20 protein-coding genes and 2 pseudogenes are annotated in these 26,865 nt (G+C 58.1%); 14 read left to right on the forward strand and 8 right to left on the reverse strand.

Annotated elements, in window-relative coordinates:
• Positions 1-68: 68 nt before the first annotated feature.
• Positions 69-2,504 (forward strand): penicillin-binding protein 1A, encoded by a 2,436-nt coding sequence (locus MKI83_RS14020; protein ID WP_241587556.1) that lies wholly within the window; start codon positions 69-71, stop codon positions 2,502-2,504.
• A gap of 65 nt (positions 2,505-2,569) precedes the next feature.
• Here the strand turns inward: MKI83_RS14020 and MKI83_RS14025 are convergent, their stop codons facing one another.
• The 4 genes from MKI83_RS14025 to rpmE form a co-directional block, all read right to left on the reverse strand.
• Positions 2,570-3,838: a malic enzyme-like NAD(P)-binding protein gene (locus MKI83_RS14025; RefSeq protein ID WP_241587558.1), complete on the reverse strand. Its 1,269-nt coding sequence runs from the start codon at positions 3,836-3,838 to the stop codon at positions 2,570-2,572.
• Positions 3,839-3,965: 127 nt separating this feature from the next.
• Positions 3,966-5,408 (reverse strand): M48 family metalloprotease, encoded by a 1,443-nt coding sequence (locus MKI83_RS14030; RefSeq protein ID WP_241587560.1) that lies wholly within the window; start codon positions 5,406-5,408, stop codon positions 3,966-3,968.
• Complete coding sequence (locus MKI83_RS14035; protein WP_241587562.1) at positions 5,405-6,196, reverse strand: thermonuclease family protein; 792 nt, start codon at positions 6,194-6,196, stop codon at positions 5,405-5,407. Before MKI83_RS14035 ends, MKI83_RS14030 begins: the two co-directional genes overlap by 4 nt.
• Before the next feature lie 23 nt (positions 6,197-6,219).
• Positions 6,220-6,435 carry a 50S ribosomal protein L31 gene (gene rpmE, locus MKI83_RS14040; protein WP_241587564.1) on the reverse strand — a complete coding sequence of 72 codons (216 nt, stop codon included), beginning with the start codon at positions 6,433-6,435 and terminating at the stop codon, positions 6,220-6,222.
• Between the two features lie 147 nt (positions 6,436-6,582).
• Between rpmE and MKI83_RS14045 the strand changes: the two genes are divergently transcribed.
• From MKI83_RS14045 to MKI83_RS14100, 12 genes and pseudogenes are all read left to right on the forward strand, one after another.
• The gene (locus MKI83_RS14045) at positions 6,583-8,823 is read left to right on the forward strand and encodes a primosomal protein N' (RefSeq protein WP_241587649.1); all 2,241 of its coding nucleotides are present in this window, start codon (positions 6,583-6,585) and stop codon (positions 8,821-8,823) included.
• Positions 8,824-8,961: 138 nt separating this feature from the next.
• A complete protein-coding gene (locus MKI83_RS14050) occupies positions 8,962-9,975 on the forward strand; it encodes an ArsR/SmtB family transcription factor (protein ID WP_241587566.1) in 1,014 nt (337 codons plus the stop codon).
• A gap of 12 nt (positions 9,976-9,987) precedes the next feature.
• A complete protein-coding gene (metK, locus tag MKI83_RS14055; protein ID WP_241587569.1) occupies positions 9,988-11,181 on the forward strand; it encodes a methionine adenosyltransferase in 1,194 nt (397 codons plus the stop codon).
• Positions 11,182-11,203: 22 nt separating this feature from the next.
• A complete protein-coding gene (gene ahcY, locus MKI83_RS14060) occupies positions 11,204-12,592 on the forward strand; it encodes an adenosylhomocysteinase (RefSeq protein WP_241587570.1) in 1,389 nt (462 codons plus the stop codon).
• 69 nt (positions 12,593-12,661) lie between these two features.
• On the forward strand, positions 12,662-13,507 hold the full coding sequence (gene metF / locus MKI83_RS14065; RefSeq protein WP_241587572.1) for a methylenetetrahydrofolate reductase [NAD(P)H]: 846 nt from the start codon (positions 12,662-12,664) through the stop codon (positions 13,505-13,507).
• Positions 13,508-13,516: 9 nt separating this feature from the next.
• A complete protein-coding gene (locus MKI83_RS14070; protein ID WP_241587574.1) occupies positions 13,517-14,572 on the forward strand; it encodes a hypothetical protein in 1,056 nt (351 codons plus the stop codon).
• A gap of 75 nt (positions 14,573-14,647) precedes the next feature.
• Positions 14,648-15,797 (forward strand): annotated as a pseudogene (locus MKI83_RS14075) (DEAD/DEAH box helicase); the annotation flags it as partial.
• 686 nt (positions 15,798-16,483) lie between these two features.
• Complete coding sequence (locus tag MKI83_RS14080; protein ID WP_241587576.1) at positions 16,484-16,849, forward strand: gamma-butyrobetaine hydroxylase family protein; 366 nt, start codon at positions 16,484-16,486, stop codon at positions 16,847-16,849.
• 243 nt (positions 16,850-17,092) lie between these two features.
• Entirely contained in the window at positions 17,093-18,781 is a 1,689-nt protein-coding gene (phaC, locus tag MKI83_RS14085) for a class II poly(R)-hydroxyalkanoic acid synthase (protein ID WP_241587578.1), read from the forward strand.
• A 21-nt stretch (positions 18,782-18,802) separates the two neighbouring features.
• Positions 18,803-19,657: a poly(3-hydroxyalkanoate) depolymerase gene (gene phaZ, locus MKI83_RS14090; protein ID WP_241587580.1), complete on the forward strand. Its 855-nt coding sequence runs from the start codon at positions 18,803-18,805 to the stop codon at positions 19,655-19,657.
• 105 nt (positions 19,658-19,762) lie between these two features.
• Positions 19,763-21,448, forward strand: a complete 1,686-nt coding sequence (phaC, locus tag MKI83_RS14095) for a class II poly(R)-hydroxyalkanoic acid synthase (protein WP_241587583.1) — start codon at positions 19,763-19,765, stop codon at positions 21,446-21,448.
• Positions 21,438-22,070: a TetR/AcrR family transcriptional regulator gene (locus MKI83_RS14100; protein WP_241587585.1), complete on the forward strand. Its 633-nt coding sequence runs from the start codon at positions 21,438-21,440 to the stop codon at positions 22,068-22,070. Before phaC (MKI83_RS14095) ends, MKI83_RS14100 begins: the two co-directional genes overlap by 11 nt.
• Before the next feature lie 94 nt (positions 22,071-22,164).
• Here the strand turns inward: MKI83_RS14100 and MKI83_RS14105 are convergent.
• The 4 genes and pseudogenes from MKI83_RS14105 to MKI83_RS14120 all read right to left on the reverse strand — a co-directional run.
• Positions 22,165-22,761 (reverse strand): annotated as a pseudogene (locus tag MKI83_RS14105) (phasin family protein); the annotation flags it as partial.
• A 20-nt stretch (positions 22,762-22,781) separates the two neighbouring features.
• On the reverse strand, positions 22,782-23,195 hold the full coding sequence (locus tag MKI83_RS14110) for a phasin family protein (protein WP_241587587.1): 414 nt from the start codon (positions 23,193-23,195) through the stop codon (positions 22,782-22,784).
• 155 nt (positions 23,196-23,350) lie between these two features.
• Positions 23,351-24,016, reverse strand: a complete 666-nt coding sequence (locus tag MKI83_RS14115) for a fumarylacetoacetate hydrolase family protein (RefSeq protein WP_241587589.1) — start codon at positions 24,014-24,016, stop codon at positions 23,351-23,353.
• Positions 24,017-24,032: 16 nt separating this feature from the next.
• A complete protein-coding gene (locus tag MKI83_RS14120; protein WP_241587591.1) occupies positions 24,033-25,424 on the reverse strand; it encodes a D-2-hydroxyglutarate dehydrogenase in 1,392 nt (463 codons plus the stop codon).
• A gap of 179 nt (positions 25,425-25,603) precedes the next feature.
• Here MKI83_RS14120 and serA point away from each other — a divergent pair, with 179 nt between their 5' ends.
• The gene (serA, locus tag MKI83_RS14125) at positions 25,604-26,833 is read left to right on the forward strand and encodes a phosphoglycerate dehydrogenase (protein WP_241587593.1); all 1,230 of its coding nucleotides are present in this window, start codon (positions 25,604-25,606) and stop codon (positions 26,831-26,833) included.
• The last annotated feature ends 32 nt before the right edge of the window (positions 26,834-26,865 follow it).

Genomic DNA, 26,865 nt, shown 5'->3' on the forward strand with positions numbered 1-26,865 from the left:
TGATGCGCTTCCTCCTGTCTTCATCCGCAATTCTTAACCTGTTCATTTTTCAGGACTTTCACAGCCCCATGCGCTTGATCAAATTTCTTTGGTGGTCGTTACTCGCCTTGCTCTGCGCGCCCATCATGGCACTCAGCGGCGCGTATCTGTATCTCAACCCCACCTTGCCTGACGTCGATACCCTGAAGTCAGTGCAATTGCAAATCCCTCTGCGCGTTTACAGCCAGGATGAACGCCTAATCGCCGAATTTGGCGAAATGCGCCGCAACCCGATCACCTACCAGCAAATCCCGCAAGACTTTATCAACGCCTTGCTGGCCGCCGAAGATGATAATTTTCAGCACCATTATGGCGTTGATGTGAAGAGCCTGATGCGCGCTGCCGCTCAATTATTGCAAAGCGGACGCATCCAAAGTGGTGGTAGTACCATCACCATGCAGGTGGCTAAAAACTTCTTTCTCTCCAGCGAGCGCAGCTTTTCGCGCAAACTCAACGAAATTCTGCTGGCCTTACAAATCGAGCGCCAACTCACCAAGGCCGAAATTCTTGAGCTCTACGTCAACAAAATCTATTTAGGCAATCGCTCCTACGGCATCGAAGCGGCTGCCAATGTTTATTACGGCAAAAGTATTCAAGAGCTGAGCCTAGCTCAATTGGCCATGATTGCCGGCCTACCTAAAGCACCATCGCGTTTTAACCCACTGGTTAATCCCGCACGCGCCAAAGAGCGCCGCGACTGGATTCTGGGACGCATGCACAAGTTGGGCAGCATCGACACTGCCAGCTTAGAAGCAGCCCTCGCCGCCCCCGTTGACGCCGAATACCACGTTCCTAAGCCCGAGGTGAACGCGCCCTATATTGCTGAGATGGCGCGCGCTGAAATGGTCGGCCTGTACGGCAGCGCCGCTTACACCGACGGTTTTAATGTGTACGTAACGATCAACAGTAGCCGCCAGCAACTGGCTAACCATGCACTGCGCAGCGGCCTGATTGAGTACGACCGCCGCCACGGCTACCGCGGCCCCGAAGCGCGCCTTGGCGACAAGACCGAGACCGAGCGCCATCAGCGACTGGCACAATTAAACTCCATGAACGGCATGGAGCCTGCTCTTGTGACCAGCGTCGAAGCGAGCGGCATCATGGCGCGCTTACGCAATGGCAACGAGCACGTGATTAGCTGGGACAGCATGAAATGGGCACGCCCGTTTATTAACAGCCGCAGCATGGGCGCGCGCCCACAAAAACCCGCCGACGTGGTCAGCGTCGGCGACATCATCCGCATCGAAAAAACACTCAAAGACGAGCAAGAGATCTGGGAGTTCGCCCAAGTCCCGAAAGCGCAAAGCGCGCTGGTTTCACTGAATCCACACACTGGCGCTATCGAAGCCTTAGTCGGCGGTTTTTCCTTCGAGCAGAGCAATTACAACCGCGCCGCACAAGCTAAACGCCAGCCCGGCTCCAGCTTCAAGCCGTTCATCTACGCCGCCGCAATCGATAAAGGTTATTCACCGGCCAGCCTAGTGAACGATGCCCCAATCGTCTTTGTGGATGAGCACATCGACAAAGTGTGGCGCCCGAAAAATGACAACAACACCTTCCTAGGCCCCATCACCCTCCGTGAGGCTCTGTACCGTTCGCGCAATTTGGTCTCGATTCGCCTGCTGCAAGACATCGGCATCGACTACGCCCTCAAGTACGCGCAGCTGTTTGGCTTTGATCCCGACGATCTGCCCCGCAACTATTCGCTGGCCCTCGGCACTGCAAGCTTAACGCCGATGCAAATCGCCACCGGCTGGAGTGTGTTCGCCAACGGCGGCTTTCAGATCAAGCCCTACTTACTTGAGCGCATTACCGATCGCGACGGCAAAGAATTGCTGCGCGTAGAAACCCCGACCAAACAAGCAGTCGCGCTGGATGAAGAAGAAACTGGCGAAGCCATGAACCTTGGCCAATTAGCCGCCGAAGTAGCCGCCAATGAAGCCGCTGTCGAGAACTTGCACATGCAGCGCGTCATCGATGAGCGCACCGCCTACCTAATGACCAGCATGCTGCAAGACGTGATTCGCCGGGGCACCGGCCGTCGCGCACTCGCTTTGGGCCGTAGCGATCTTGCCGGCAAAACAGGCACCACCAATGAAAGCAAAGATGCCTGGTTCTCTGGCTATAACGCCGACTTGGTCACCACGGTATGGGTCGGTTTCGATCAACCGGAAAGCCTAGGCCGTAACGAGTACGGTGGCACCGCCGCGCTACCTATCTGGATGAGCTACATGGGCGGCGCGCTGCAGGACATGCCTGCCCACCTGCCGGCCGAACCGTCCGGCATGGTCAGCCTGCGGGTTGACCCCAATACCGGCCGCGCCGCAGCGCCGGGCACGCCCGACGCCTACTTTGAAGTGTTCAAAGCCGAGCAAACGCCACCGGCCGCCGAAACCAATCCCTACTATCCGCAAGACAGCGTCAGCGGGCAGCCAGCCACGAGTGCGCCCATCGACCTGTTCTGAGTGTAAAAGGCTAGCAACAGACACTAAAAAGCCCCGCGTCGCGGGGCTTTTTAGTGTTGCGCGGATTAACCGTTAAACACGTCATCCACACTGGTCAGCGGGTAGTGTGCAGGGTACGGCAAGCTTGCCACGCCGCTATCCACCGCCGCTTTAGCCACTGCCGCTGACACCACGCTAATCAGGCGCGGATCAAGAGGCTTCGGAATGATGTACTCAGGACCGTATTCCAGCGCATCAACACCGTAGGCGGCCATCACTTCCTGCGGCGCCGGCTCTTTAGCCAGATCACGCAGTGCATACGCCGCTGCGATCTTCATCTCTTCGTTGATGCGGGTTGCACGAACGTCCAACGCACCACGGAAGATAAAGGGGAAGCCCAACACGTTGTTGACCTGGTTCGGGTAGTCCGAGCGGCCGGTCGCCATAATCAAATCCGAGCGAGTGGCGTGCGCCAACTCAGGCTTAATTTCTGGATCAGGGTTGGAGCAGGCAAACACGACAGGGTTCGGCGCCATCAACTTCAGGTCATCCGCGCTGAGCAGATCAGCACCCGACAAGCCTACGAACACGTCAGCGCCAGTCATGGCATCAGCCAAGGTGCGGGCGTTGGTTTCATGGGCGAACATGGCTTTGTACTGGTTGAGATCATCGCGACCGGCATGAATCACGCCCTTGCGATCAAGCATGAAGATGTTTTCAATCTTCGCGCCCATGCTCACCAGCAGCTTCATGCAAGCGATTGCGGCAGCGCCAGCACCCAAGCAGACGATACGTGCTTCTTCGATCTTCTTGTTGGCAATTTCCAACGCGTTGAGCATGCCAGCCGCCGTCACGATAGCGGTGCCGTGCTGGTCATCGTGGAACACTGGAATGTCGCACTGCTCGATCAAGGTGCGTTCAATTTCAAAGCACTCCGGTGCTTTGATGTCTTCGAGGTTGATACCACCGAAGGTGATCGAGATGCGCTTAACGGTATCGATAAAGGCCTGTGGGCTCTCAGAGGCCACTTCGATATCGAACACATCAACGCCGGCAAAACGCTTAAACAAAACGCCCTTGCCTTCCATCACCGGCTTGGATGCCAGCGGGCCAAGGTTACCCAAGCCCAAAATGGCGGTGCCGTCGGAAATCACCGCAACCAAGTTACCTTTGGCGGTGTACTTGTATGCGTCTTCTGGGTCCTTGGCGATTTCGCGCACAGGCTCGGCCACACCGGGGCTGTAGGCCAGGGTCAGGTCACGCGCCGTGGCGGTGGGCTTGCTGATTTCCACGCTGATTTTGCCCGGACGGGGCAGCGCGTGGTACTCAAGAGCAGCTTTCTTCAGATCAGACATTTCTACAGTTCCGGTTGGTGGTAACAACGGGGAGGTCGTCGAGCATACGAAAACTCCCCAGATCGCTCAAGAACAAAGCATGACGCAACGGTCAATTAGGCGTTTGGCCAACAGGCCAGCGTCACACTCAACGTACAATCTTGATCACTTGGCCTGCCTTTACTTCACCACTGGGGTACAGGCCATTGAGCAGGCGCAACTGACTTTCGCCATCTTCATTAAATTTACTGGACCCCGCCAAGCTGCGGATCGTCTCGCCCGCTTTGACCGTGTGCAAACGAATGCGCAGCGGCTGGGCCAAGGCTTTTTCTTTGCTGGTTAGCGGGCGGAAGCTACGAATCACCTGCATAAAACGATCATCCTGCGTTTCAATCGGGGCCCGCCCTTTGACCGCAGCAACAAACATATACGCGTGCTTACCGTGATACACCACCGCTAAGCGGCGCGCCTTGTCACCGGGAATCATCGCCGCATAGCCACTCAGGCCAGCTTGTTTGAGATTAAATTCTTCAACCAAAGATTGGCGACCAACCTTTTTGCGCAAGAATTCTTCCGGCGTTAGGCGCTCATCACGATCTTCCATCCCCATGATGATGAAGGCTTGGTCGTCCTGCGTGTGGCCGATCAGCTTATCTGGCTGATTGACGATGCCCCAGCCAGCAGGGTACTCCAGCGTGAAGTTAAGCTCTGCGTGATAAAAGCGCTGACCACGACGCACACCGGAGGCGGCGGAATCACCAAAGGGCACGCCATTAAGCCGCTTTAAGAAGGCCTCTCGACCGACCTCGCCCGAACCGCCGCCCGGCACCTTACCAATCACCTCCTGCAAGCGGCGGTCATTGTCGGGATGGGTATCAAACAAGCCGTGATAGCCCCCACTGGCCTCTTGGCCTTTAGCCGCCGCACGGGCCCGAGCAAAGTCCTCTTGGGCCTTTAACACCCGCACCACCTGAATCATCGCCTGCGGGTCGTAGCCGGCACGGGCCAAATACTGCGCGCCTAGGCCGTCTGCCTCGAGTTCCATATCGCGGCCATAGCCACGCACCACCGCCGTGCCCAGCACGTTGGTTAAGTCGCCGGCGGCACCATAGCCAGTGCCGATCGCCACCACGTTGGCCAAAATACTCAGCGCGCTGGACTGGCCATGCTGACGCACGCTATGTCGCGCCGTGACGTGGCCGATTTCGTGGCCCAAGACTGCGGCCAGTTCGGCTTCGCTATTGAGGTAACTCATCAGCCCGCGATGGATATAGATGTAGCCGCCGGGCAAGGCAAAGGCGTTGATCTCGGGGCTATCCACCACGGTGAATTGGTAATTCAAATTACTGCGATGACTGGCGCGCGCCATGCGCTGGCCGATACGCTCGACGTAATCGCGCAGGGCTTTGTCCTCAACCAGCGAGTACTGTTTGAGCACTTCTTGGTGATAACGCTGGCCGAGGCTGACTTCCTCTTGCTCGCTCATCATCACAAAGTCGGTTTGCCCCGTGGCCGGGTTCACCGCGCAACCGCTGAGCGCTAGCATCCCGCTCAGTAACACCAGCGCTAACCATCCTTTACTGCCGCTCATCGCCACTCCCTCAACATGCTTGGATGCTGTAAGTCTACCAACCATCGCGCGCGCTGCGTGCTGCCCTGTTCGCGTGCACGGTCGCGCCACCAGCCTTTGATCAACCAACGGCCTTGTTGCAGTTGCGTATCGCTAGGCCACGCCTGCTTACTGTGGCGCCACGCAATGCGCGCGACCGCGCCATGTTCCAACTCAAGCCAGATGCCACCACGGTTACGCTGCACCGCCACGATGCGAGCGGCCAACGGCTGAAAGCCGCTGCGCTGCACATGCGCGCTCAGCGTCGCGCGCCAGACACCGAACATGGCGCGCTGCGCGGCTTGTTCGGCACGCAACTGACAAGCCGCCAAGCGCGTATTCGGTGCAATCGCCACTTGCCAGGCGAGGCCTTGGGCAATCAATTGCGCTTCCCAGTTTTGTCCATCACGACCAAACGCGTGCGCTAGGGTACGGCCATAGTGATCGTGCGCATCATCACCCAGCTGCAGACCCACCTCAGAACCACTGCTGTGCACCAAGGCCTGCAGCGCACGCTTAGCTTGTTCGGCCAAGGGCTCGGCACTGCGCCCTTTACCTGCCAGCTCCGGCGCATTCACACCGATTAAACGCACACTGCGACCATCGGCGAGCTTTAAGGTGTCGCCATCGACCACCTTAGCCACACGTTGCCATTGCAGGTTCTGCCCCGCCGGACACTCTGCATGCGCCAAAAAACCAGGCAGAAAAAACACAGGCACAAAAAAAGCGCCGACCAGCAGCGCTTTTTTTGTGAGTTCGCGAATGTGCATTAGCCGATTCGCGCCAGCAAGTCTTACTTCTTGCTGCTGATCGCGCCGAAACGCTGCTTGAAGCGATCGATACGGCCGCCAGCGTCAACGATCTTCTGCTTACCGGTGTAGAACGGGTGGCAAGCGGAGCACACGTCAAGGTGGATGCCAGCGCACAGAGTAGAGCGAGTCTGGATCACGTTACCGCAGCTGCAAGTGGCTTCGATAGCTTCGTACTTAGGATGGATATCGGCTTTCATGGGGTGTCCTCAAGTAAGGATGTGCCGCCACCCATCCGACTTGAACGGGCACCGCACGCATTTAACACAAGCCACGCTTGTGCGGAAAAATAGGCCGGCATCATACCAGAGTGCCCCGCGCGGGCAAGACTTTTGCGCCTGCGTGCTATGCTCGCTCGCCTGTCATCTGAGAGCCGCTTCGTGCCTGTCATCTTGCAACTGGCGCTACCTTCGCCCCTGCGCCGCCTGTTCGACTATTTACCGCCACAAGGCTGCAATCCTGCACAGTTAAAGCCTGGGGTACGTTTGCTAGTGCCGTTTGGCAAGCGTGAAATGGTCGGAGTACTGGTCAATCTTGCTGACAACAGCAGCGTTCCTGCGGACAAATTACGCCCAGCCATCGCACTACTGGAATCACAACCCCTGCTGCCGGACAGCGTTTGGCGTTTGGCTTTGTGGTGCGCGCAGTATTACCAACACAGCCTAGGCGATACCTTGGCGTGGGCGCTGCCCAGCCTGCTACGCCAAGGCGAGCCAGCGCAAATGGCCGACCAATGGTTGTGGCAAGCCGCACCCAATGCCCGTCTCGATGACCCTAGCCTCAGCCGCGCACCCAAGCAGCAGCAAGCGCTGCGCACGTTATTGCAGCACCCGCACGGCATTCAGCACGCCAGCTTGGCACGCTTTGATCTGCTAAAAGCCACGCTCGATAGCCTTCGCGCCAAGCAGCTGGTGCAGCTCACCCGTCAAGCGCATCAAGGGCGCACCCGCCCCAGCCAATGGCTGCACGCCCCCGAGTTACCACTGAATGAAGAACAAGCCAGCGCGCTGCAGCATTTGCGCGCCGGCCTTGGCCGCTTTCAGCCGTATTTACTCGCCGGCGTCACAGGCAGCGGCAAGACTGAGGTCTACCTGCAGCTGATCCGCCAAGTGCTGGAACAAGGCCAACAAGTGCTGGTGTTGATCCCTGAGATCAATTTGGGGCCACAAACATTGCAGCGCTTCCAGCAGCGCTTTAATGCGCGCATCGCCATGCTGCACTCCAACCTCACCGACCGTGAGCGCCTCGATGCCTGGCTAAAAGCACGCGCCGGCGAGCTCGACATCATCCTCGGTACCCGTTCGGCGCTGTTTACCCCGCTGGCCAAGCCCGGCTTGATTGTGGTGGATGAGGAGCACGACGCCTCGTATAAGCAGCAGGAAGGTCTGCGCTATCACGCCCGCGACCTTGCCGTGCTGCGCGCTCGCCTAGAAAACACGCCCGTGCTGCTCGGGTCAGCCACACCTTCGTTAGAAAGCCTGCACAACGCCCAACAAGGGCGCTACGCCTTGCTGCGCCTTACCCAGCGCGCCGGCAATGCCCAGCCGCCTAAATTGCTGCGTTTAGACATTAAAAGCCGGCCGCTGGACGCCGGTCTGTCGCAGCCTTTAGTCAGCAGCATTCGCGACACCCTCGCCCAAGGGCAGCAAGTGCTGGTGTTTCTTAATCGGCGCGGCTTTGCTCCCACCTTGCTGTGCCATCACTGCGGTTGGCAGGCCGAGTGTCACCGCTGCGACGCGCGCCTGACCCTGCACCAGCGCCACCGCCAGCTGCGCTGCCACCATTGCGACAGCCAGCGGCCGATTCCCGACGCCTGCCCCAAGTGCGGCGAGGCCGACTTACTGCCGATCGGCGTTGGCACCGAGCGCAGCGAAGAGCGGCTGCAGCGGTTATTCCCGGACACCCCGGTGCTGCGCATCGACCGCGACAGCACGCGCGGCAAACACAGCATGCAAGCGCTGTTTGAGCAAATTAACAGCGGCAAGCCGTGCATCTTGCTGGGCACGCAGATGCTTGCCAAAGGGCATCACTTCCCCGCAGTCACCTTGGTCGCGGTTTTGGAGGCTGATGGCGGGCTGTTCTCCGCCGACTTCCGCGCCGCCGAGCGCATGGCGCAGCAAATCATCCAAGTCGCCGGACGTGCCGGGCGCGCCCAGCGGCCGGGCAAGGTGATCATCCAAAGCCAGCTGGCCGACCATCCCCTGCTCGTCCAGCTGTGTGAAAGCGGTTACGCCGCCTTTGCCGAGCAAGCCTTGGCGGAACGCCGTCACGCAGGGTTACCGCCCTTTACTCAGATGGCCTTACTCCGCGCCGAAGCCAACCAAGCGGCCTTGGCCGAACAATTTTTGCAGCAAGCCTGCGATTTAGCCGAAGGCTTAAACCCGCAACACGCCGTCGAGCTACTCGGCCCCGTACCCGCCCCGATGGCCAAACGCGGCGGGCGCCATCGCGCGCAGTTATTGCTGCTCAGCGAGCAACGCGCCCCACTACACAACCTACTCGCACCGTGGCTGCAACAGCTAGAAAGCCTCCCACAAGGGCGCAAGGTGCGCTGGTCGCTGGATGTCGACCCCATCGACACGTACTAAAACTCAACGCACAGGCATCCATCTACAGGCGCTCAGCGACGCGCTTAGACCGACAAGCGATGACCGTGACTTAATCTATATCAATTTTTTTTGATGCTTTTCTTGCGAGCAGTGCACAGGCACTCTAAACTGCGGCGCATGCATAATTCTGCCGCCGTATTGATTGCGCCCAGCAGCCCATCGCTGGATGACCTCGCCTTGCTGGCTAAAGCCGCCGGCGATGCCTTGCGCCTGCGCATTTTGCGCGCGCTGGCCAATGATTCGTTCGGCGTGCTGGAGCTGACGCAGGTGTTTGCCACCACCCAGTCGGGCATGAGTCATCACCTCAAGGTACTGGCCCAAGCGGGACTGGTGGCCACGCGCCGCGAAGGCAACGCGATTTTCTATCGCCGTGCGCTGCCGCAGACCGACAGCCCATTAGCCGCCGCCCATAGCGGTTTATTACAGAGTCTGGATAGCCAAACGCTAGAGCCGGAACTGTGCGCCAAAATCGCGCAAATCCACGCGCAACGCGCCGCCATCAGTCGTGATTACTTCGCCCGCGTGGCGGACAAGTTCCAAGCCCAGCAAGACTTGATCGCCAGCCTGCCGCAATACCACGACAGTGTTCTGAGCCTGCTCGACAGCCTGAACTTGCCTGCTGAGGCGCATGCCATTGAAGTCGGCCCCGGCGACGGTGCCTTTTTGCCGGCATTGGCCCGCCGCTTTGCCCGCGTCAGTGCGCTGGATAACAGCGCAGCGATGCTCGAACAAGCGCGACAGCACTGCGCGCAAGCAGGGCTTAACAACGTCAGCCTGCAGTTAGCCGACGCCCTGAGCGACCCTTGCGAGCCGGCCGACTGCGTGGTGCTGAACATGGTGCTGCATCATCTGCCCGCCCCAGCGGAAGCACTGCAACAGCTCAGCCGCCTGCTCAAGCCAGGCGCGAGCCTGCTGCTCACCGAGCTGTGCCCACACGATCAAGCCTGGGCGCGCGATGCCTGCGGCGATTTATGGCTCGGCTTTGAGCAAGACGATCTCGCGCAATGGGCGGCACACGCCGGCCTGCGCAATGCCGACAGCGTGTACGTCGGCCTACGCAACGGTTTTCAACTGCAAATCCGTCATTTTCAACGTCCGCCTGCGGGCGACGCCTCTATCCACCGGCCATAGGAATCCGCCGCAATGAGCGACTATTCACTGTTTACTTCTGAGTCCGTGTCCGAAGGTCATCCGGACAAGATCGCCGACCAAATTTCTGATGCGGTGCTCGACGCCATCATCACCCAAGACAAGCATGCCCGCGTCGCGGTCGAAACATTGGTCAAAACCGGCGTGGCCATCGTCGCCGGCGAAGTCACCACCAGCGCGTGGGTTGATCTTGAGCAAATCGTGCGCGATGTGATTTGCGATATCGGCTACACCAGCTCAGACGTCGGTTTTGACGGCGCCACTTGCGGCGTGATGAACATCATCGGCAAGCAATCGCCGGACATCGGCCAAGGCGTTGACCGCAGCAAACCAGAAGACCAAGGCGCCGGTGACCAAGGCCTGATGTTTGGCTACGCCAGCAACGAAACCGACGTGCTGATGCCCGCGCCCATCTGCTTCAGCCACCGTTTGGTTGAACGCCAAGCCGAAGCGCGCAAGTCGGGCCTGCTGTCGTGGCTGCGCCCCGACGCCAAGAGCCAAGTCACGTGCCGCTATGAAAACGGCAAAGTGGTCGGCATCGACGCAGTCGTGCTGTCTACCCAACACAACCCCGACGTCAGCTACAGCGACCTGCGCGAAGGCGTGATGGAGCTGATCGTGAAGAACGTGCTGCCCGCCGAGCTGCTGCACAAAGACACTCAGTTCCACATCAACCCCACTGGCCAGTTCATCATCGGCGGCCCCGTGGGCGACTGCGGCCTGACCGGGCGCAAGATCATTGTCGACACTTATGGCGGCATGGCCCGTCACGGTGGTGGCGCGTTCTCCGGCAAAGACCCATCCAAGGTTGACCGCTCGGCAGCCTATGCCGGTCGTTACGTTGCCAAGAACATCGTCGCCGCAGGCTTAGCCGACAAGTGCGAGATTCAAGTGTCCTACGCCATCGGCGTGGCACAGCCGACCTCCATCTCGCTGAACACTTTTGGCACCGGCAAGATCAGTGACGACAAGATCATTCAGCTGGTGCGCGAGCACTTCGACCTGCGCCCGTACGCCATCACCAAGATGCTCGACCTGTTGCACCCGATGTACCGCGCTACCGCCGCCTACGGTCACTTTGGCCGCACGCCGCAGCAGCTGAGCGTGGGTGACGACCGCTTCACCAGCTTCACTTGGGAACAAACCGACAAAGCCGACGCCCTGCGCGCCGCCGCTGGCCTGTCTTAACGCATTCAATCAGGAGCCACCTATGAGCACCTTCACCGATTACAAAGTTGCCGATATCACGCTGGCCGATTGGGGCCGTAAAGAAATCATCATTGCCGAGTCAGAAATGCCGGCACTGATGGGCCTGCGCCGCAAGTACGCTGGCGAGCAGCCACTCAAAGGCGCCAAGATCATCGGCTGTATCCACATGACCATTCAAACCGCGGTGCTGATCGAAACCTTGATCGCCCTCGGCGCCGAAGTGCGTTGGTCCAGCTGCAACATCTTCTCCACGCAAGACCAAGCGGCAGCGGCCATTGCAGCCGCCGGCATTCCGGTGTTCGCGTGGAAAGGCGAAACCGAAGAAGAATACGAATGGTGCATCGAGCAAACCATCCTCAAAGATGGCGCGCCGTGGGCAGCCAACATGATTCTGGACGACGGCGGTGACCTGACCCAAATCATCCACGACAAGTACCCCGCGATGCTGGATGCCATCCACGGCATCACCGAAGAAACCACCACCGGCGTGCATCGCCTGCTCGACATGTTGAAGAAAGGCACCCTGAAAGTGCCGGCGATCAACGTCAACGACTCTGTCACCAAGAGCAAAAACGACAACAAATACGGCTGCCGTCACAGCCTCAACGATGCCATCAAGCGCGGCACCGACCACCTGCTGTCCGGCAAGCAAGCGCTGGTGATCGGCTACGGCGACGTAGGCAAAGGCTCGGCGCAATCGCTGCGCCAAGAAGGCATGATCGTCAAAGTCTCAGAAGTCGATCCGATCTGCGCCATGCAAGCCTGCATGGACGGCTACGAGCTGGTGTCGCCCTACGTAAACGGCATCAACGATGGCAGCGACGCCAGCATCGACAAAGCGCTGCTGGGCAAGATCGACTTGATCGTCACCACCACCGGCAACGTCAACGTGTGTGACGCCGGCATGCTCAAGGCCCTCAAGGCCCGCGCCGTGGTGTGCAACATCGGCCACTTCGACAACGAAATCGACACCGCCTTCATGCGCAAAAACTGGGCATGGGAAGAAGTGAAGCCGCAGGTGCACAAGATTCACCGCACCGGCAAAGACCTCGACCCGACCAATGACGACTACCTGATCCTGCTGGCCGAAGGCCGCTTGGTTAACTTGGGTAACGCCACCGGCCACCCCAGCCGCATCATGGACGGCTCTTTCGCCAACCAAGTGCTGGCGCAAATGTACCTGTTCGAGCGCCAATTCGCCGCACTGCCTGCCGCTGACAAAGCGGGCAAGCTGAGCGTCACCGTGCTGCCGAAGAAGCTCGACGAAGAAGTGGCCCTCGAAATGGTCAAAGGCTTCGGCGGCGTGGTCACCCAGCTGACCAGCACCCAAGCCGAGTACATTGGCGTGGCGCAACAAGGCCCGTTTAAGCCCGACGCCTATCGCTACTAATCAAGCACCGCGCACACCGCGCTCACCTTCACGGTGGCGCGGCGTGCACGCCGCTCACGAGATACTGTTATGAGTGAACAACGCCGTTTCAGCTTCGAGTTCTTCCCCACCAAAACCGAGGCCGGCCACGACAAACTGATGACCGTGGCGCGCCAGCTGGCGGGCTACAACCCCGATTTCTTCTCCTGCACTTACGGCGCTGGCGGCTCCACCCGCGACCGCACGATCAACACCGTGCTGCAGTTAGACGGCGAGATCAAAGTCCCCACCGCGCCGCACTTATCCTGCGTTGGCGATAGCAAAGCCGAGCTGCGTGACTTGCTGCAGCAGTACCAAGCCGCCGGCATTCAACGCATTGTCGCCTTGCGTGGCGACTTGCCCTCCGGCATGGGCATGGCCTCGGGTGAGCTGCGTTTTGCCAACGAACTGGTCGAATTTATCCGTGCCGAAACCGGTGATCACTTTCATATTGAAGTGGCCGCTTATCCGGAAGCGCATCCGCAAGCACGCAACTTCGAGACCGATCTGGCAAACTTCGTCCGCAAGATGCAAGCCGGTGCCGACAGCGCGATCACCCAGTACTTCTTCAACGCCGACTGTTATTTCCACTTTGTCGAGCGTGCCGCGAAGCTGGGCATCAACCAACCCATCGTGCCGGGCATCATGCCGATCACCAACTACAGCAAGCTGGCGCGCTTCTCCGACGCCTGTGGTGCGGAGATCCCACGTTGGATTCGCAAGCAGTTAGAAGCCTACGGTGATGACATCGACAGCATCCAAGCCTTCGGCGAACAAGTGATCAGCGAGATGTGCGAACGCCTGCTCGCCGGCGGCGCACCGGGGCTGCATTTTTACACCCTCAACCAAGCCGAACCGAGCTTGGCGATTTGGCATAACTTGCAGCTGCCGCGATAAGGACTACTAATGAACGCGCCTCAATGCTCCCAAGCACTGGTGTACTTCACTTATGGTACAGATTGCTTCCATATAGAGGCGCGCTTCAGCATTCTTACTGCCTTATTCCGTAGCCCCGAGAGAACCCCCACGTTCTCTATATTTGTTTATACCGACAGCCCTCAGTACTTCTCTGACTTACCCGTCGACATCACCTGTATAGACGCTGCACAACTTAACGCGTGGCAAGGCCCGCACGGATATATACACCGTAGCAAGCACGAAATTATGCTTCGTGCCCTTGACCGAACAGAGACGGCTATCTTTATCGACAGTGACACCTATTTCACCCAAGACCCCGCGCTGCTTTTCTTACGAACGGGGCACAACACGGTATTAGTCAACGTCATTGCCGAGGGAGCAAGAAGCAGCTCCAACGATATCGTTAAAGCGCTCGCCAAACCTATTGCCAAATTAGGCCTTGATACCAGGCATTTAAAACAAACCAACTCAGGTGTCATGGGTATCCATCAACAAAACACCGAGATACTCCACCAGTCATTGGCTTTAATGGATGAGCTCTATTTACAAAGCGGCAGCCATTACACCATGGAAGAATTTGCGCTTGCCTTAGCAACCCAGAAAAACAACATGCAACTCACCCAGTGTGCTGATTTACTGCATCACTACTGGAGTCGGAAAACCATTTTCCGCGCCAAAGTCAGTGCATTTCTCAACAATTATCCAGCCCCCTTATCTGACGATCGCGCACAGACCAGCTTTACACTCGTGACGCCCACCTTGCCCAAACCACCGACCTATTATCGATTAACCAGCAAGATGCTCGCTTTCAGCCTGCCAAAAGCGTATCGTCAGTTCTTCATTGAGATTCGCTACGGCCTCTACCCGTACGCCAATGAGTTTGACCGAGCCTGCCTATACGCATGGCTAGATAAAGCCTTAAACAATGCTGAAGAAAACCAGCTTGGCTTTGATGTAAAACCTGCGCTCCGCTCCGTGCTTAGACGCTTGCCAGCTAGAGACTGTCAATCTGTCCGCGAGCACTTCCCGCCTAGCGCTTTTTAATAGACTACGTGGCCACTTCCGCCGCCGCTGCGCGCACCTTAGTGCTTGCCACATTGCTTAAGTACAGGTTAATTCATGTCCTTTTCTTCCCTCGGACTTTCTGAGGCGCTCACGCAAGCCGTATCCGCAGCCGGTTACGACACCCCTACGCCCGTGCAACAGCGCGCCATTCCTGCGGTGCTCAGCGGCCGTGACTTGATGGTGGCGGCGCAAACCGGCACCGGCAAAACCGGCGGCTTTGCTTTGCCCGTGCTGGAAAAATTATTTCCCGCAGGCCACCCCGACCGCGAACAACGCCACGGCCCGCGCCAAGCCCGCGTTCTGGTGCTGACACCAACGCGCGAACTGGCCGCCCAAGTGCACGACAGTTTCCAGCTCTATGCCCGTGACCTGCCGCTGAGCAGCACGTGCATCTTTGGTGGCGTGGGCATGACCCCGCAAATCAAAAAAATGAGCAAAGGCGTCGACGTACTCGTCGCCTGCCCCGGCCGCCTGCTCGATCTGCTCGGCCAAGGTGCGATTGATTTAAGCCACGTCGAAATACTGGTGCTGGACGAAGCCGACCGCATGCTCGACATGGGCTTTATCCATGACGTGAAAAAAGTGCTGGCTAAGCTGCCTACCAAGCGGCAGAACCTGTTGTTCTCCGCCACGTTTAACAAAGACATTATCGCGCTGGCCAACCGCCTGCTGGACAACCCCGAGCGCATCGAAGTAACGCCGCCGAACACCACGGTCGAGCGCATCGCACAAGCGGCATTCCGCCTCGATAACGGCCACAAGCGGCCACTGCTGGCGCACCTGATCACGCAAGGCGCGTGGGAGCAAGTCTTGGTGTTTACCCGCACCAAGCACGGTGCCAACCGTTTGGCGGAATACCTTGAGAAGCAAGGGCTGCCGGCGGCCGCGATTCATGGCAACAAAAGCCAGAACGCACGCACCAAAGCCTTGGCTGACTTCAAGGCCAACACGGTACGCATCCTTGTGGCCACCGACATCGCCGCCCGCGGGTTGGACATCGACCAGTTGCCGCACGTAGTCAACTACGAGCTACCCAACGTCGAAGAAGATTACGTACACCGCATTGGCCGCACCGGCCGAGCTGGACGCAGCGGCGAAGCCATCTCGCTGGTTGCCCCCGATGAAGAAAAGCTGCTCAAGGCGATCGAAAAGTTCACCCAGCAGAAAATCCCCGCCGGCGATAGCATGGGCTTTGACCCCAGCAGCATTGATCTGGCCCAAAGCCAAGACGCTCCGCGCCCACCACGCCAGTCACGTGGCCAAGGCCGTAGCGACAAGCCGCGCCACGAAAAAGACGCCAGCGCCAGCAACCCAGAGCAAAAGCGTCGCGAGCCACGCAAACCGCGCGATCCCGCGCAGCAAAAAACCTCCGCGGACGGCCAAAACGCAAGCAACAACAACCAACGCCGCGATAACCGTCAGCGCAGCAACACTCAAGGCGAGCAAAATCGTCGCCCGCGCCGTGATACCAACAACGCCGGCGCACCCGCCGCGCAAGATCGTCGCCAACAACATGCGCACCCGCGCGACACAAACGGCCGCAAGCCGTACAGCGGCAGCAACATGCCACGCATGGAAGACCTGTTGGATACCCCATGGAGTCGCCAAGAGCGTGAGCGCCCAGCCCTGCTGAAAACCCTGCAAATCGACCCACCGCCAGTACCCGAAGGCGTGGATGATGACTTCGGCAACCGCATCGATTACGTGCCGCAAGCGCCGAAAAAGCCCAGCAGCAACAAGCGGCGCGGCGGTAGCAACCAGCGTGGTGGCCGTGGCGGTCGCAGCACCAGCGGCAGCCGCTCCGGCGGTGATGACAGTCGCGGAAACCGCTAAACCTTGCGAGGCTCGACAGGCTAACCCTGTCGAGCCTTCGTTACCCACGGGAGCCCTATGCCCCTACCCTCGCGCATCAAACTGCACAAAGCCTCGCGTGAGCTTGAGCTGATCTACAACGGCAACAGCTACCGACTGAGCGCCGAGTACCTGCGCGTACATTCCCCCTCCGCCGAGGTGCGCGGTCACGGCCGCCCCATTTTGCAAGTCGGCAAACAGCACGTTGCTTTATTGACGGTCGAGCCCGCCGGGCAATATGCCCTCAAATTGACGTTCGATGACGGCCACGACTCAGGTCTATACAGCTGGGACTATCTCTACCAACTGGCGACGCAGTTCGATGAACGCTGGGCGCTCTATCTCGAGCAATTACGCGCCGCCAAGGCCAGTCGAGACCCGCACACAACCATTGTTCGGCTATAGCTATTTACCCGCCAAAGCAAGCCGCCCAGACAAGTCTAGAGCGCATTTTCTAACCACTCGTTGGCATAATTGGCTAAGTTTTTGCGTGCTAGGCTTTTACTTGTCATAACTCCGTAACTGGAGTAACAGGTAATGACGCTTTGAACATTGCTGCTAAAGCGCCACCACAATGCCAGTCGTGTGTAGCGAAATGATGCGCTGCTCGCACTGGGTATCCCTCCTCGGAGGATGACGGAGAGAACAATGAGCCAGAATAATGATCAATTGAAGGACCAAGCGGCAGAAAACACGCTCAACCTTAACCCTGTCGTTGGGCTTCAAGGCCGTGACATTCTGACCTCTGCACGCATGGTGATGACTCAATTCCTGCGCCAGCCGGTCCACAGTCTCAAGCACATGGGCCATTTCAGCCTTGAGCTTAAAAACGTCATACTTGGTCAATCTGAGATTTCTCCGACCTCAGACGACCGCCGCTTTAGCGACCCTGCGTGGAGTCAAAACCCGCTGTACAAGCGCTACATGCAGACCTACCTAGCCTGGCGCAAAGAACTGAACGACTGGACTGACAAGAGCAGCATGTCGGAGCTAGACCGCGAACGCAGCAAGTTCGTGATCGCCCTGATGACCGAGGCCATGTCGCCCACCAACACGCTGGCCAACCCCGCTGCCCTGAAGCGCTTCTTTGAAACCGGCGGCAAAAGTCTGCTCGACGGCCTGAGCAACCTAGCCAAAGACATCGTGCACAACGGCGGCATGCCCAGCCAGGTCAACAAAAAAGCCTTTGAAGTGGGCAAGAATCTGGCCACCACCGAAGGCAACGTGGTGTTCCGCCACGATGTACTGGAACTCATCCAATACAAGCCGCTGTCGGAGCAAGTGTACGAGCGTCCGCTGCTGGTCGCGCCGCCGCAAATCAACAAGTTTTATGTCTTCGACCTGTCGCCAGAAAAATCGCTGGCGCGCTTCTGCGTGAAGAACGGTCTGCAAACTTTCGTGATCAGCTGGCGCAACCCAACCAAGGCGCAACGCGAGTGGGGCCTGAATACTTACATCGAGGCCATGAAAGAAGCCATCGATGTAGTGCTGCAAATTACCGGCAGCAAAGACGTCAACATGGTCGGTGCTTGCTCTGGCGGCATCACCACCTCGTCCCTGCTGGGGCATTACGCCGCACTGGGACAAAAGAAGATCCACAGTTTCACCCAGCTGGTCAGCGTGATGAACACCGAAGCACAAAAAGGCGTAGAAACGCCCGCCTCGCTGTTCGCCGAAGAACGCACCCTAGAAGCCGCCAAGCGCCACTCCTACCAAGCCGGCGTGCTGGAAGGCAGCGACATGGCCAAGGTCTTTGCGTGGATGCGCCCCAATGACCTGATCTGGAACTACTGGGTCAATAACTACCTGCTGGGTAACGAGCCGCCAGCGTTCGATATCCTGTACTGGAACAATGACACCACGCGCCTGCCTGCCGCATTCCACGGTGACTTGATTGACCTGCTGAAGAACAACTCGCTGGCCACCCCCGGTGCGCTAGAAGTGTGTGGCACGCCGATTGACCTGAAGAAGGTTACTTGCGATATCTACTACGTAGCCGGCATCACCGATCACATCACCCCATGGCAAGCGTGCTTTACCTCAGCGCAGATGTTTGGCGGCAAGTGCGAGTTCGTGCTTTCGCAGAGCGGACATATCCAGAGTATTCTGAATCCGCCGGGCAACCCCAAAGCACGTTTTATTACGAACCCGAGCATGAAGGGCAATCCAGAAGAGTGGCTCAAGGGCGGCACCAAGCACAGTGATTCTTGGTGGCTGCATTGGTCGAAGTGGATTGCTGATCACTCAGGCAAACACAAAGAGGCTCCGGCCGGTGTGGGTAGCGCTAAGTACCCTGCCGCCGAAACCGCGCCCGGCACTTACGTGCACGAGCGATAAGCAAGACAGGAAGCAGTCATCATGTCGAACGCCTTTATTTTTCGCACCATTGAACTGGACGGCCAGCGGATTCGTACCGCGGTTCGCCCCGGCAACGGCAGCTTAACGCCGCTGTTGCTGTTCAATGGCATCGGGGCCAACTTGGAGCTGGTTTTTCCCTTCGTCCAAGCCCTTCATCCCGATCTGGAAGTGATTGCGTTTGACGTGCCGGGCGTCGGTGGTTCCTCCACACCGTCCACGCCGTACCGCTTTCCAGGGCTGGCCAAGCTTGCTGCGCGCATGCTCGACTACCTTGATTACGGCCAAGTCTCTGCCCTGGGCGTGTCCTGGGGCGGCGCACTGGCGCAGCAGTTTGCCCATGATTACCCCGAGCGCTGTAAGAAGCTGGTGCTGTGCGCCACTTCCGCCGGCGCGGTGATGCTGCCTGGCAAGCCCAAAGTGCTGCTGCGCATGGCAAGCCCCCGTCGCTATATTCAGCCATCGTACGGCGTGCATATTGCGCCCGACATTTACGGCGGGGCCTTTCGCCGCGACCCCACACTTGCGATGAAACACGCGGCCAAAGTTCGCTCATCCGGCAAAGTCGGTTATTACTGGCAATTGGCCGCCGGCCTTGGCTGGACCAGCATCCACTGGCTGCACAAGATCAAACAGCCGACCTTAGTGTTAGCCGGCGATGATGATCCGATTATCCCCTTGGCTAACATGCGCTTAATCGCTTGGCGCATTCCCAATGCCGAATTGCATGTCATTGATGACGGCCACCTGTTTTTGGTGACCCGCGCCGAAACCGTCGCGCCGATTATCATGAAGTTTCTGGAAGAGGAACGGCAGCGTGCCATTATCCACCCGCGTCCGCAGCTGGCCCGCTCTTAATTCCGCGCAATACCCAAGCGTAGCCCGCAATGGGCTACGCTTTCCCTTCTTGTTGATACCCACTGATTACTCAATGATTTAACGTCCTGCACAGGAGTGCTTGTCATGCCTCATCGCCAGAACCCGGCCGAGCTACCGGCCAACGCAGAAATCATGGTTGCGAGCAACGCCATGGTTGGCGTCAGTGGTACGGACTTATTAGGCAGTTTGCGGCAAATCGCTTTTCACGGCCTGCGCCAGCCACTGCATACCCTCAAGCACATTGGCCAACTGGGCAAAAGCCTCGGCCATGTCGCTTTGGGTGACAGCGCACTGCAGCCAAGCAAGAACGACCTGCGCTTCAGTGACCCCACGTGGCAGTTCAACCCGCTGTATCGCCGCACCATGCAAGCCTACTTAGCGGTGCAGCAGCAGCTACACAGTTGGCTGCAAGAAAGCGATTTACCGCACGACGACAAGTCGCGCGCTTTATTCGTGATGAGCCTGCTCACCGACGCGGCTTCGCCCAGCAACGCGCTGCTCAACCCACAAGCAGTAAAAGAGCTGTTCGACAGCGCGGGCTACAGTGCAGTGCGCGGTATGCGCAACATGTTCGATGACTGGGTGCACAACGGCGGCCTGCCCAGCCAAGTCAACAAGCATGCCTTTGAAGTCGGCCGCAACTTGGCCGCGACCGAGGGCTCGGTGGTTTATCGCACCGACATGTTCGAGCTGATTCAGTACAAACCACTCACCGAGCAGGTGTACGCCAAGCCGCTGTTGATCGTGCCGCCGCAAATCAACAAGTTCTACATTTTCGACCTAGCGCCGGAGAAAAGCTTCGTCCGCTACTGCCTGAAGAACGGCTTACAAACCTTCATCATCAGCTGGCGCAATCCGGATGCGCGCCACCGCGAGTGGGGCTTATCCAGCTATGCCAGCGCCGTGCTGGAAGCCATGCAGATCATTCAGCAGTTGTCCGCCAGCAAAGAGGTCCATCTCCTCGGCGCTTGCGCAGGCGGGATGAATATCGCGCTCCTACAAGGGCATCTTGCCGCCAAGCGCAAGCTCAAGCAGGTCGCCAGCGCCACCTATTTGGTGAGCCTGCTGGACTGCCACATCGACAGCCAATACACCCTGTTTGCCAACGAAGAGGCGATCGAAAGCGCCAAGCGCCGCTCATACCAGCAAGGCGTACTCAATGGCCGCGACATGGCCCGTGTATTTGCTTGGCTGCGGCCGAACGATTTGATTTGGAATTACTGGGTCAACAACTACTTGATGGGTAAAGAGCCGCCCGCCTTTGACGTGCTGTACTGGAATAACGACAACACCCGCCTACCGGCCACCCTGCACGGGGATTTGCTCGACTGTTTTAAGCACAACCCGCTGCCGCGCGCCGGCGCCATCGAAGTGTGCGGCACGCCGATTGACCTGAAAAAAGTCACCGTCGATAGCATGACCATCGGCGGCATGACCGACCACATCACCCCGTGGGACTCGGTCTACCGTTCTGCCAATCTGCTCGGTGGCGACAGCCGCTTTATTTTGTCTTCCAGCGGCCATATCCAAAGCATCCTCAACCCGCCCAAGGGGCGCAGCAAGCGCTTCTTCTACCAAAGCGATGCCCTAGAAAGCGATCCGCGCGCGTGGCTCTACGATGCCAAGCGCCAAGAAGGCAGCTGGTGGGGCACGTGGCTTCGCTGGATTCAAGAGCGCTCTGGCGAGAAGCAAGATGCGGTGCCGGCGTTAGGCAACCAAAGCTACCCGCCATTGGGTGATGCACCGGGGATCTTTGTGCATGTGCGCTGATCAGCCACGGCCAAAAACCCGCGAGCGCATTTTGTTATGCGCTCAGGAGCTGTTTAACCGCATGGGCGAACCGCAGGTCACCACGCTGGAAATCGCCAATGAACTGGAGATCAGCCCCGGCAACCTGTACTACCACTTTCGCGGCAAAGAACCACTGATTCTGGCGCTGTTTGAACGCTTCCAAAACGACACTCAACACCTGCTAGAGCCGCCAGTGGAGGCCGAGTTATTACCCGATGATTATTGGTTGTTTTTACACTTAATCGTCGAGCAAACCATCCACTATCGGTTTCTGTTCCAAGACTTATCAGTGCTGGCCGAACGCATGCCTAAGCTCGCCCACGGCATGCGCCAATGGATCAACCGCCTTAAACAAGCCATTGCGCTATTGCTGGCCAAACTCAAAGCCGAGGACGTGCTCACCAGCGAGCTAGATTCACTCGGCAGCTTGGTTGAGCAGCTCACCATGACCCTGCTCTACTCGTTGGAGTACCAGCGCATGCTTGGCCAACCGAGCGAGGCGCGCATCGCTGTCTTTCAAATCATGATGCTGGTGGCGCCGCATTTAACCCCTGCGGCACGCCATATCGCCGAAGGCATGGCCAAGGATTACCTCGCCTAGCCTCACGCCGTCTTTACTGAGCATACAAACAACAACGCCCGGCTAAGCCGGGCGTTGTTGTTGGAGCGCAACAGGTTTAGTTGTTGCCAGTGGTCGGCTTTGCGGCCGCCGGTGCTGCGGCAGGTGCCGGAGCAGCAGGCTTAGCTGCCGGTGCTGCTTTAGGCGCTGCAGGCTTCTTCGCTGCAGGCTTAGCGGCGGCGGGCTTAGCCGCTGGTTTGGCGGCCGGCTTGGCAGCAGGCTTAGCCGCAACCGGCTTGGCAGCTGCAGGCTTGGCCTTAGGCTCAGCCGTCAGTTGCTTGACCAGCTTAGACAGCTCGTCGACCTTCTTTTGCAGGTCGCGAACTTCATTGCGGCTCGGCACGCCCAGGCGAGAGATAGCGCTGTTCAGACGGCGATCAAACGCCTCTTCCAACTCACTCCACTTGCCCAACGCTTTGTCTTTCACTGACTCCACCTTTTCCAAGGCGCTGTCTTTGGCCGACTCAACGTGCTTGAGCTGCTTTTCCACTTCACCCTTGGCCAGCTTCTCAGCCTTCTCGCCGTCTTCAACCAAGCCGTCGAACAGCTTAGCGCCGTCCTTGCCGACCTTGGCATAAGCGCCAAGACCTGCCAGCCAGATTTGACGAGAGTACTTTTCGACTTCCGCCAGCCAGGAATTGCTTTCCTTCACTTCGGATTTCTTACTAGCCATGGTGCCTCCTTAAAGTCTAATTACTTAGCGCTCAGCTTCTTGATCGCGGCGCTCAGCTCGTCGATCTTGCTCGACAGCTCAGCAACGTCTTTCTTCGAAGGAATGCTCAGACGACCCAGTGCAGCAGAAACGCGCTCGTCGAATGCCTTCTCAACCACGTCCAGCTTAGCTTGCGCTTGGGTTTTTACATTGTTCTTAACAGAATCGAACTTGCTGTTAGCCGCTTCAACTTGCTCAGCAACCAGTTCTTTGCCCTGCTTTTCTACGCCTTCGCCTTCAGTGACCAGACCTTTGAAATAGTCCAGACCTTCTTTACCGGCTTTAGCGTAAGCGCCCAGGCCAGCCAACCAGATTTGACGCGCGTAAGCTTTAACGTCGGTCAGTACGGTAGCGTCTTGGGTTTCTGCAACTTTTTTAACGGCAGCCTTAGTCATAAATCACCTCTATCTATGGTGGTAAAAACTCCTGGCTCATCCAGGCTTGTGGGCAAGATTAGGGATTGTCTTTAGAAAAGGCATACTAAGAACAAAAAAGGCGCCACTTTTTTTGTGACGCCTTTCCTATCGAAGCAAAGCAGCGAAAGACGGGCTTAGCGCACCGCCGCAGTAGCACTCAGCACGTCACCCAGCGCTAAGGTCAGTTGATCGCCGGCAGCCAAAGCAGCCACACCCGCCGGCGTACCGGTTAGCACCACATCACCGGGCAACAACGTGAAGTGCTGGGCAATGTATTGCAGCAACGGCAGAATCGGCGTGAGCATCTCGGCGCTGTTGCCTTGCTGACGCAGCTGGCCGTTGACGGTCAGGCTGACCGGGATATCCGCCAAATCTTCAAAGCATTCGGGAGCGACAAAGCCCGTTAGCGGGCAAGCGCCGTCAAAGGCTTTGGCCACTTCCCACGGATGCCCTTTTTCTTTGAGCTTGCTTTGCAGGTCACGCAGGGTCAGATCGAGCGCGGCGCCAATCCCGACAATGGCTTCGCGGGCTTCTTGTGCGCTGACCTTATGCGCCAGCGGCTTGCCTATAAGCACGGCAATTTCTGCCTCGTGATGCACATCACTCCGCCCCTGCGGCAGGCACACACCCTGACTGAGTGACACCACCGCGGTAGCCGGCTTGATAAACAGCAACGGCTCGGTAGGAATAGGATTATTCAGCTCTTTGGCGTGCTCGGCGTAATTGCGCCCCACGCACACCACTTTACCCAGTGGGAAGTGAATCAGCGCGCCGTCGGTGTATTGATGTTGATAGCTCATGCCGGCTCCTCAGTGCTTAGGCGAAAATTTTACCGGGGTTCATAATGCCATTCGGATCAAACACCGCCTTGATCGCCTTCATTGTGGCAATCTCCGCCGCGCTGCGGCTGTAGTGCAAATAATCACGCTTGGTCATGCCCACGCCGTGCTCGGCAGAAATCGAACCGTTGTACTTTTGCACCGTTTCAAACACCCACTGATTAACCGTGGCGCACTTGGCGAAGAACTCATCTTTGCTGAGGTTCTCGGGCTTCAAGATATTCAGGTGCAGGTTGCCGTCACCGATATGACCAAACCAGATCACTTCAAAGTCGGGGTAGTTCTGCTCGACGATATGATCGATATCGTGCAGGAACGCCGGCACTTGGCTGACCGTGACCGAGATATCGTTCTTATACGGCGTCCAATGACTGATGGTTTCTGAGATGTATTCGCGCAGCTTCCACAGGTTTTGCAGCTGCTGCTCGCTCTGGCTCATCACGCCATCCAGCACCCAACCTTGCTCGACACAATGCTCGAACGTCTCCAGCGCTTGATTGGCCACCTCTTCGGTGGTCGCCTCAAATTCCAGCAACGCATAAAACGGGCAATCGGTTGCAAACGCGGCAGGCACATCGCCACGCGCCATGATCTTAGCCAGCGCCTTGTCGGAGAAAAACTCAAAAGCGGTCAAGTCGAGCTTGCTCTGGAAGGCGTGCAGCACCGGCATGATCGAGTCGAAATCCGGCGTGCCCAGCACCATGGCGGTGAGGTTCTTCGGCGCCCGATCCAAGCGCATGGTCGCTTCCACCACAAAACCCAACGTGCCTTCAGCGCCAATAAATAGCTGACGCAAGTCGTAGCCGGTGGCGTTTTTGATCAGGTCGCGGTTGAGCTCGAGCAATTCGCCGGTGCCGGTCACCACTTTGAGCCCAGCCACCCAGTTACGGGTCATACCGTAGCGAATCACCTTGATGCCGCCTGCGTTGGTGCCGATATTGCCGCCAATCTGGCTCGAGCCGGCCGAGGCAAAATCCACCGGGTAATACAGGCCTTTTTCTTCGGCAAAATTCTGCAATTGCTCGGTGATGACGCCCGGCTGACAAACGGCCGTGCGGTCGTACTCATTAAAAGCCAGGATTTGGTTCATGTAATCGAACGCCACCACCACCTCGCCGTGGGCCGCTACCGCCGCCGCCGACAAGCCGGTACGTCCGCCAGACGGCACAAGGGCGACCGCGTGCTCGTTGGCCCAACGCACGATGGCTTGCACCTGCTCGATGGTTTTCGGGAAGGCAATCGCCAGCGGCGCCGGAGCAAAGTGTTTAGTCCAGTCCTTGCCGTAGGTCTGCAAGGAGTCCGCATCGGTGAGCAGCTTGCCGTCATCCAGCAGACTACGCAGTTGATCAAGAAGGGCGGCTTGGCTCATGGACTCACTCTCGCTACGTTCATCGGCACCCTGAGTAGAATTCAACTCAGGTTAGGGTCACAAAATGGGCGCATATGCTAGCATACGTCGCCCTAAGAGCAGCCTCTGCCAGATGCATCTTAGATCGCCCACCGCGCACATGTGCCTCGTTTAATCACCATCGGGATCAGGTTTCACCCATGAGCAAGACTTCCCTCGACAAGAGCAAGATCAAGTTTCTGTTGCTGGAGGGCGTTCACCAGAATGCCGTCGACACCCTGAAAGCCGCAGGTTACGACAATATTGAGTACCTCAAGGGTGCCCTGTCTGACGAAGAGCTGAAAGAGAAGATCGCTGATGCGCACTTCGTTGGCATTCGCTCACGCACCCAGCTGACCGCCGAGGTATTTGACTGCGCCAAGAAGCTGGTTGCGGTGGGCTGCTTCTGCATCGGCACCAACCAGGTTGACCTCAACGCAGCTCGCGAGCGCGGCATCGCCGTGTTCAACGCGCCCTACTCCAACACCCGCTCGGTCGCCGAGCTGGTATTAGCCCAAGCCATCTTGTTGCTGCGCGGGATTCCCGAGAAAAACGCCGCTTGTCATCGCGGTGGCTGGATCAAGAGCGCGGCCAACTCGTTTGAGATCCGTGGCAAGAAGCTCGGCATCGTCGGCTACGGCTCGATCGGCACCCAGCTGTCGGTCTTGGCCGAAGCCTTGGGCATGCAAGTCTTCTTCTACGACGTCGTCACCAAGCTGCCGCTGGGTAACGCCACACAAATTGGCAACCTGCACGAATTGCTGGGCATGTGCGACATCATCTCGCTGCACGTGCCACAACTGGCTTCGACCGAGTGGATGATTGGCGAGAAAGAAATTCGCGCCATCAAGCACGGCGGCATCCTGATCAACGCCGCACGCGGCACCGTGGTTGAGCTGGATCACCTGGCCGATGCGATCAAAGAAGAGCGCCTCATCGGCGCCGCCGTTGACGTGTTCCCCGTTGAGCCTAAGAGCAACGACGAAGAGTTCGAAAGCCCACTGCGCGGCCTTGATCGCGTCATCTTGACGCCGCACATCGGTGGTTCAACCGCCGAAGCGCAAGCCAACATTGGCTTGGAAGTGGCCGAGAAGCTGGTCAAGTACAGCGACAACGGCACATCCACCTCGTCGGTTAACTTCCCTGAAGTAGCGCTGCCTGCTCACCCGGGCAAGCACCGCCTGCTGCACATTCATGAGAACGTGCCGGGCGTGATGAGCGAAATCAACAAGGTGCTGTCAGACAACAACATCAACATCTCCGGTCAGTACCTGCAGACCAACGAGAAAGTCGGTTACGTGGTGATCGACGTGGATGCTGAGTACTCTGACCTGGCGCAAGAGAAGCTCTTGAGCGTCACCGGCACTATCCGCAGTCGTGTGCTGTTCTAATCGGTAACACTGCGCCAAAAAAGGAGGCTTCG

Origin of the sequence: Atopomonas sediminilitoris (assembly GCF_022601735.1) — a bacterium.
Taxonomy (GTDB): Bacteria; Pseudomonadota; Gammaproteobacteria; order Pseudomonadales; family Pseudomonadaceae; genus Atopomonas; species Atopomonas sediminilitoris.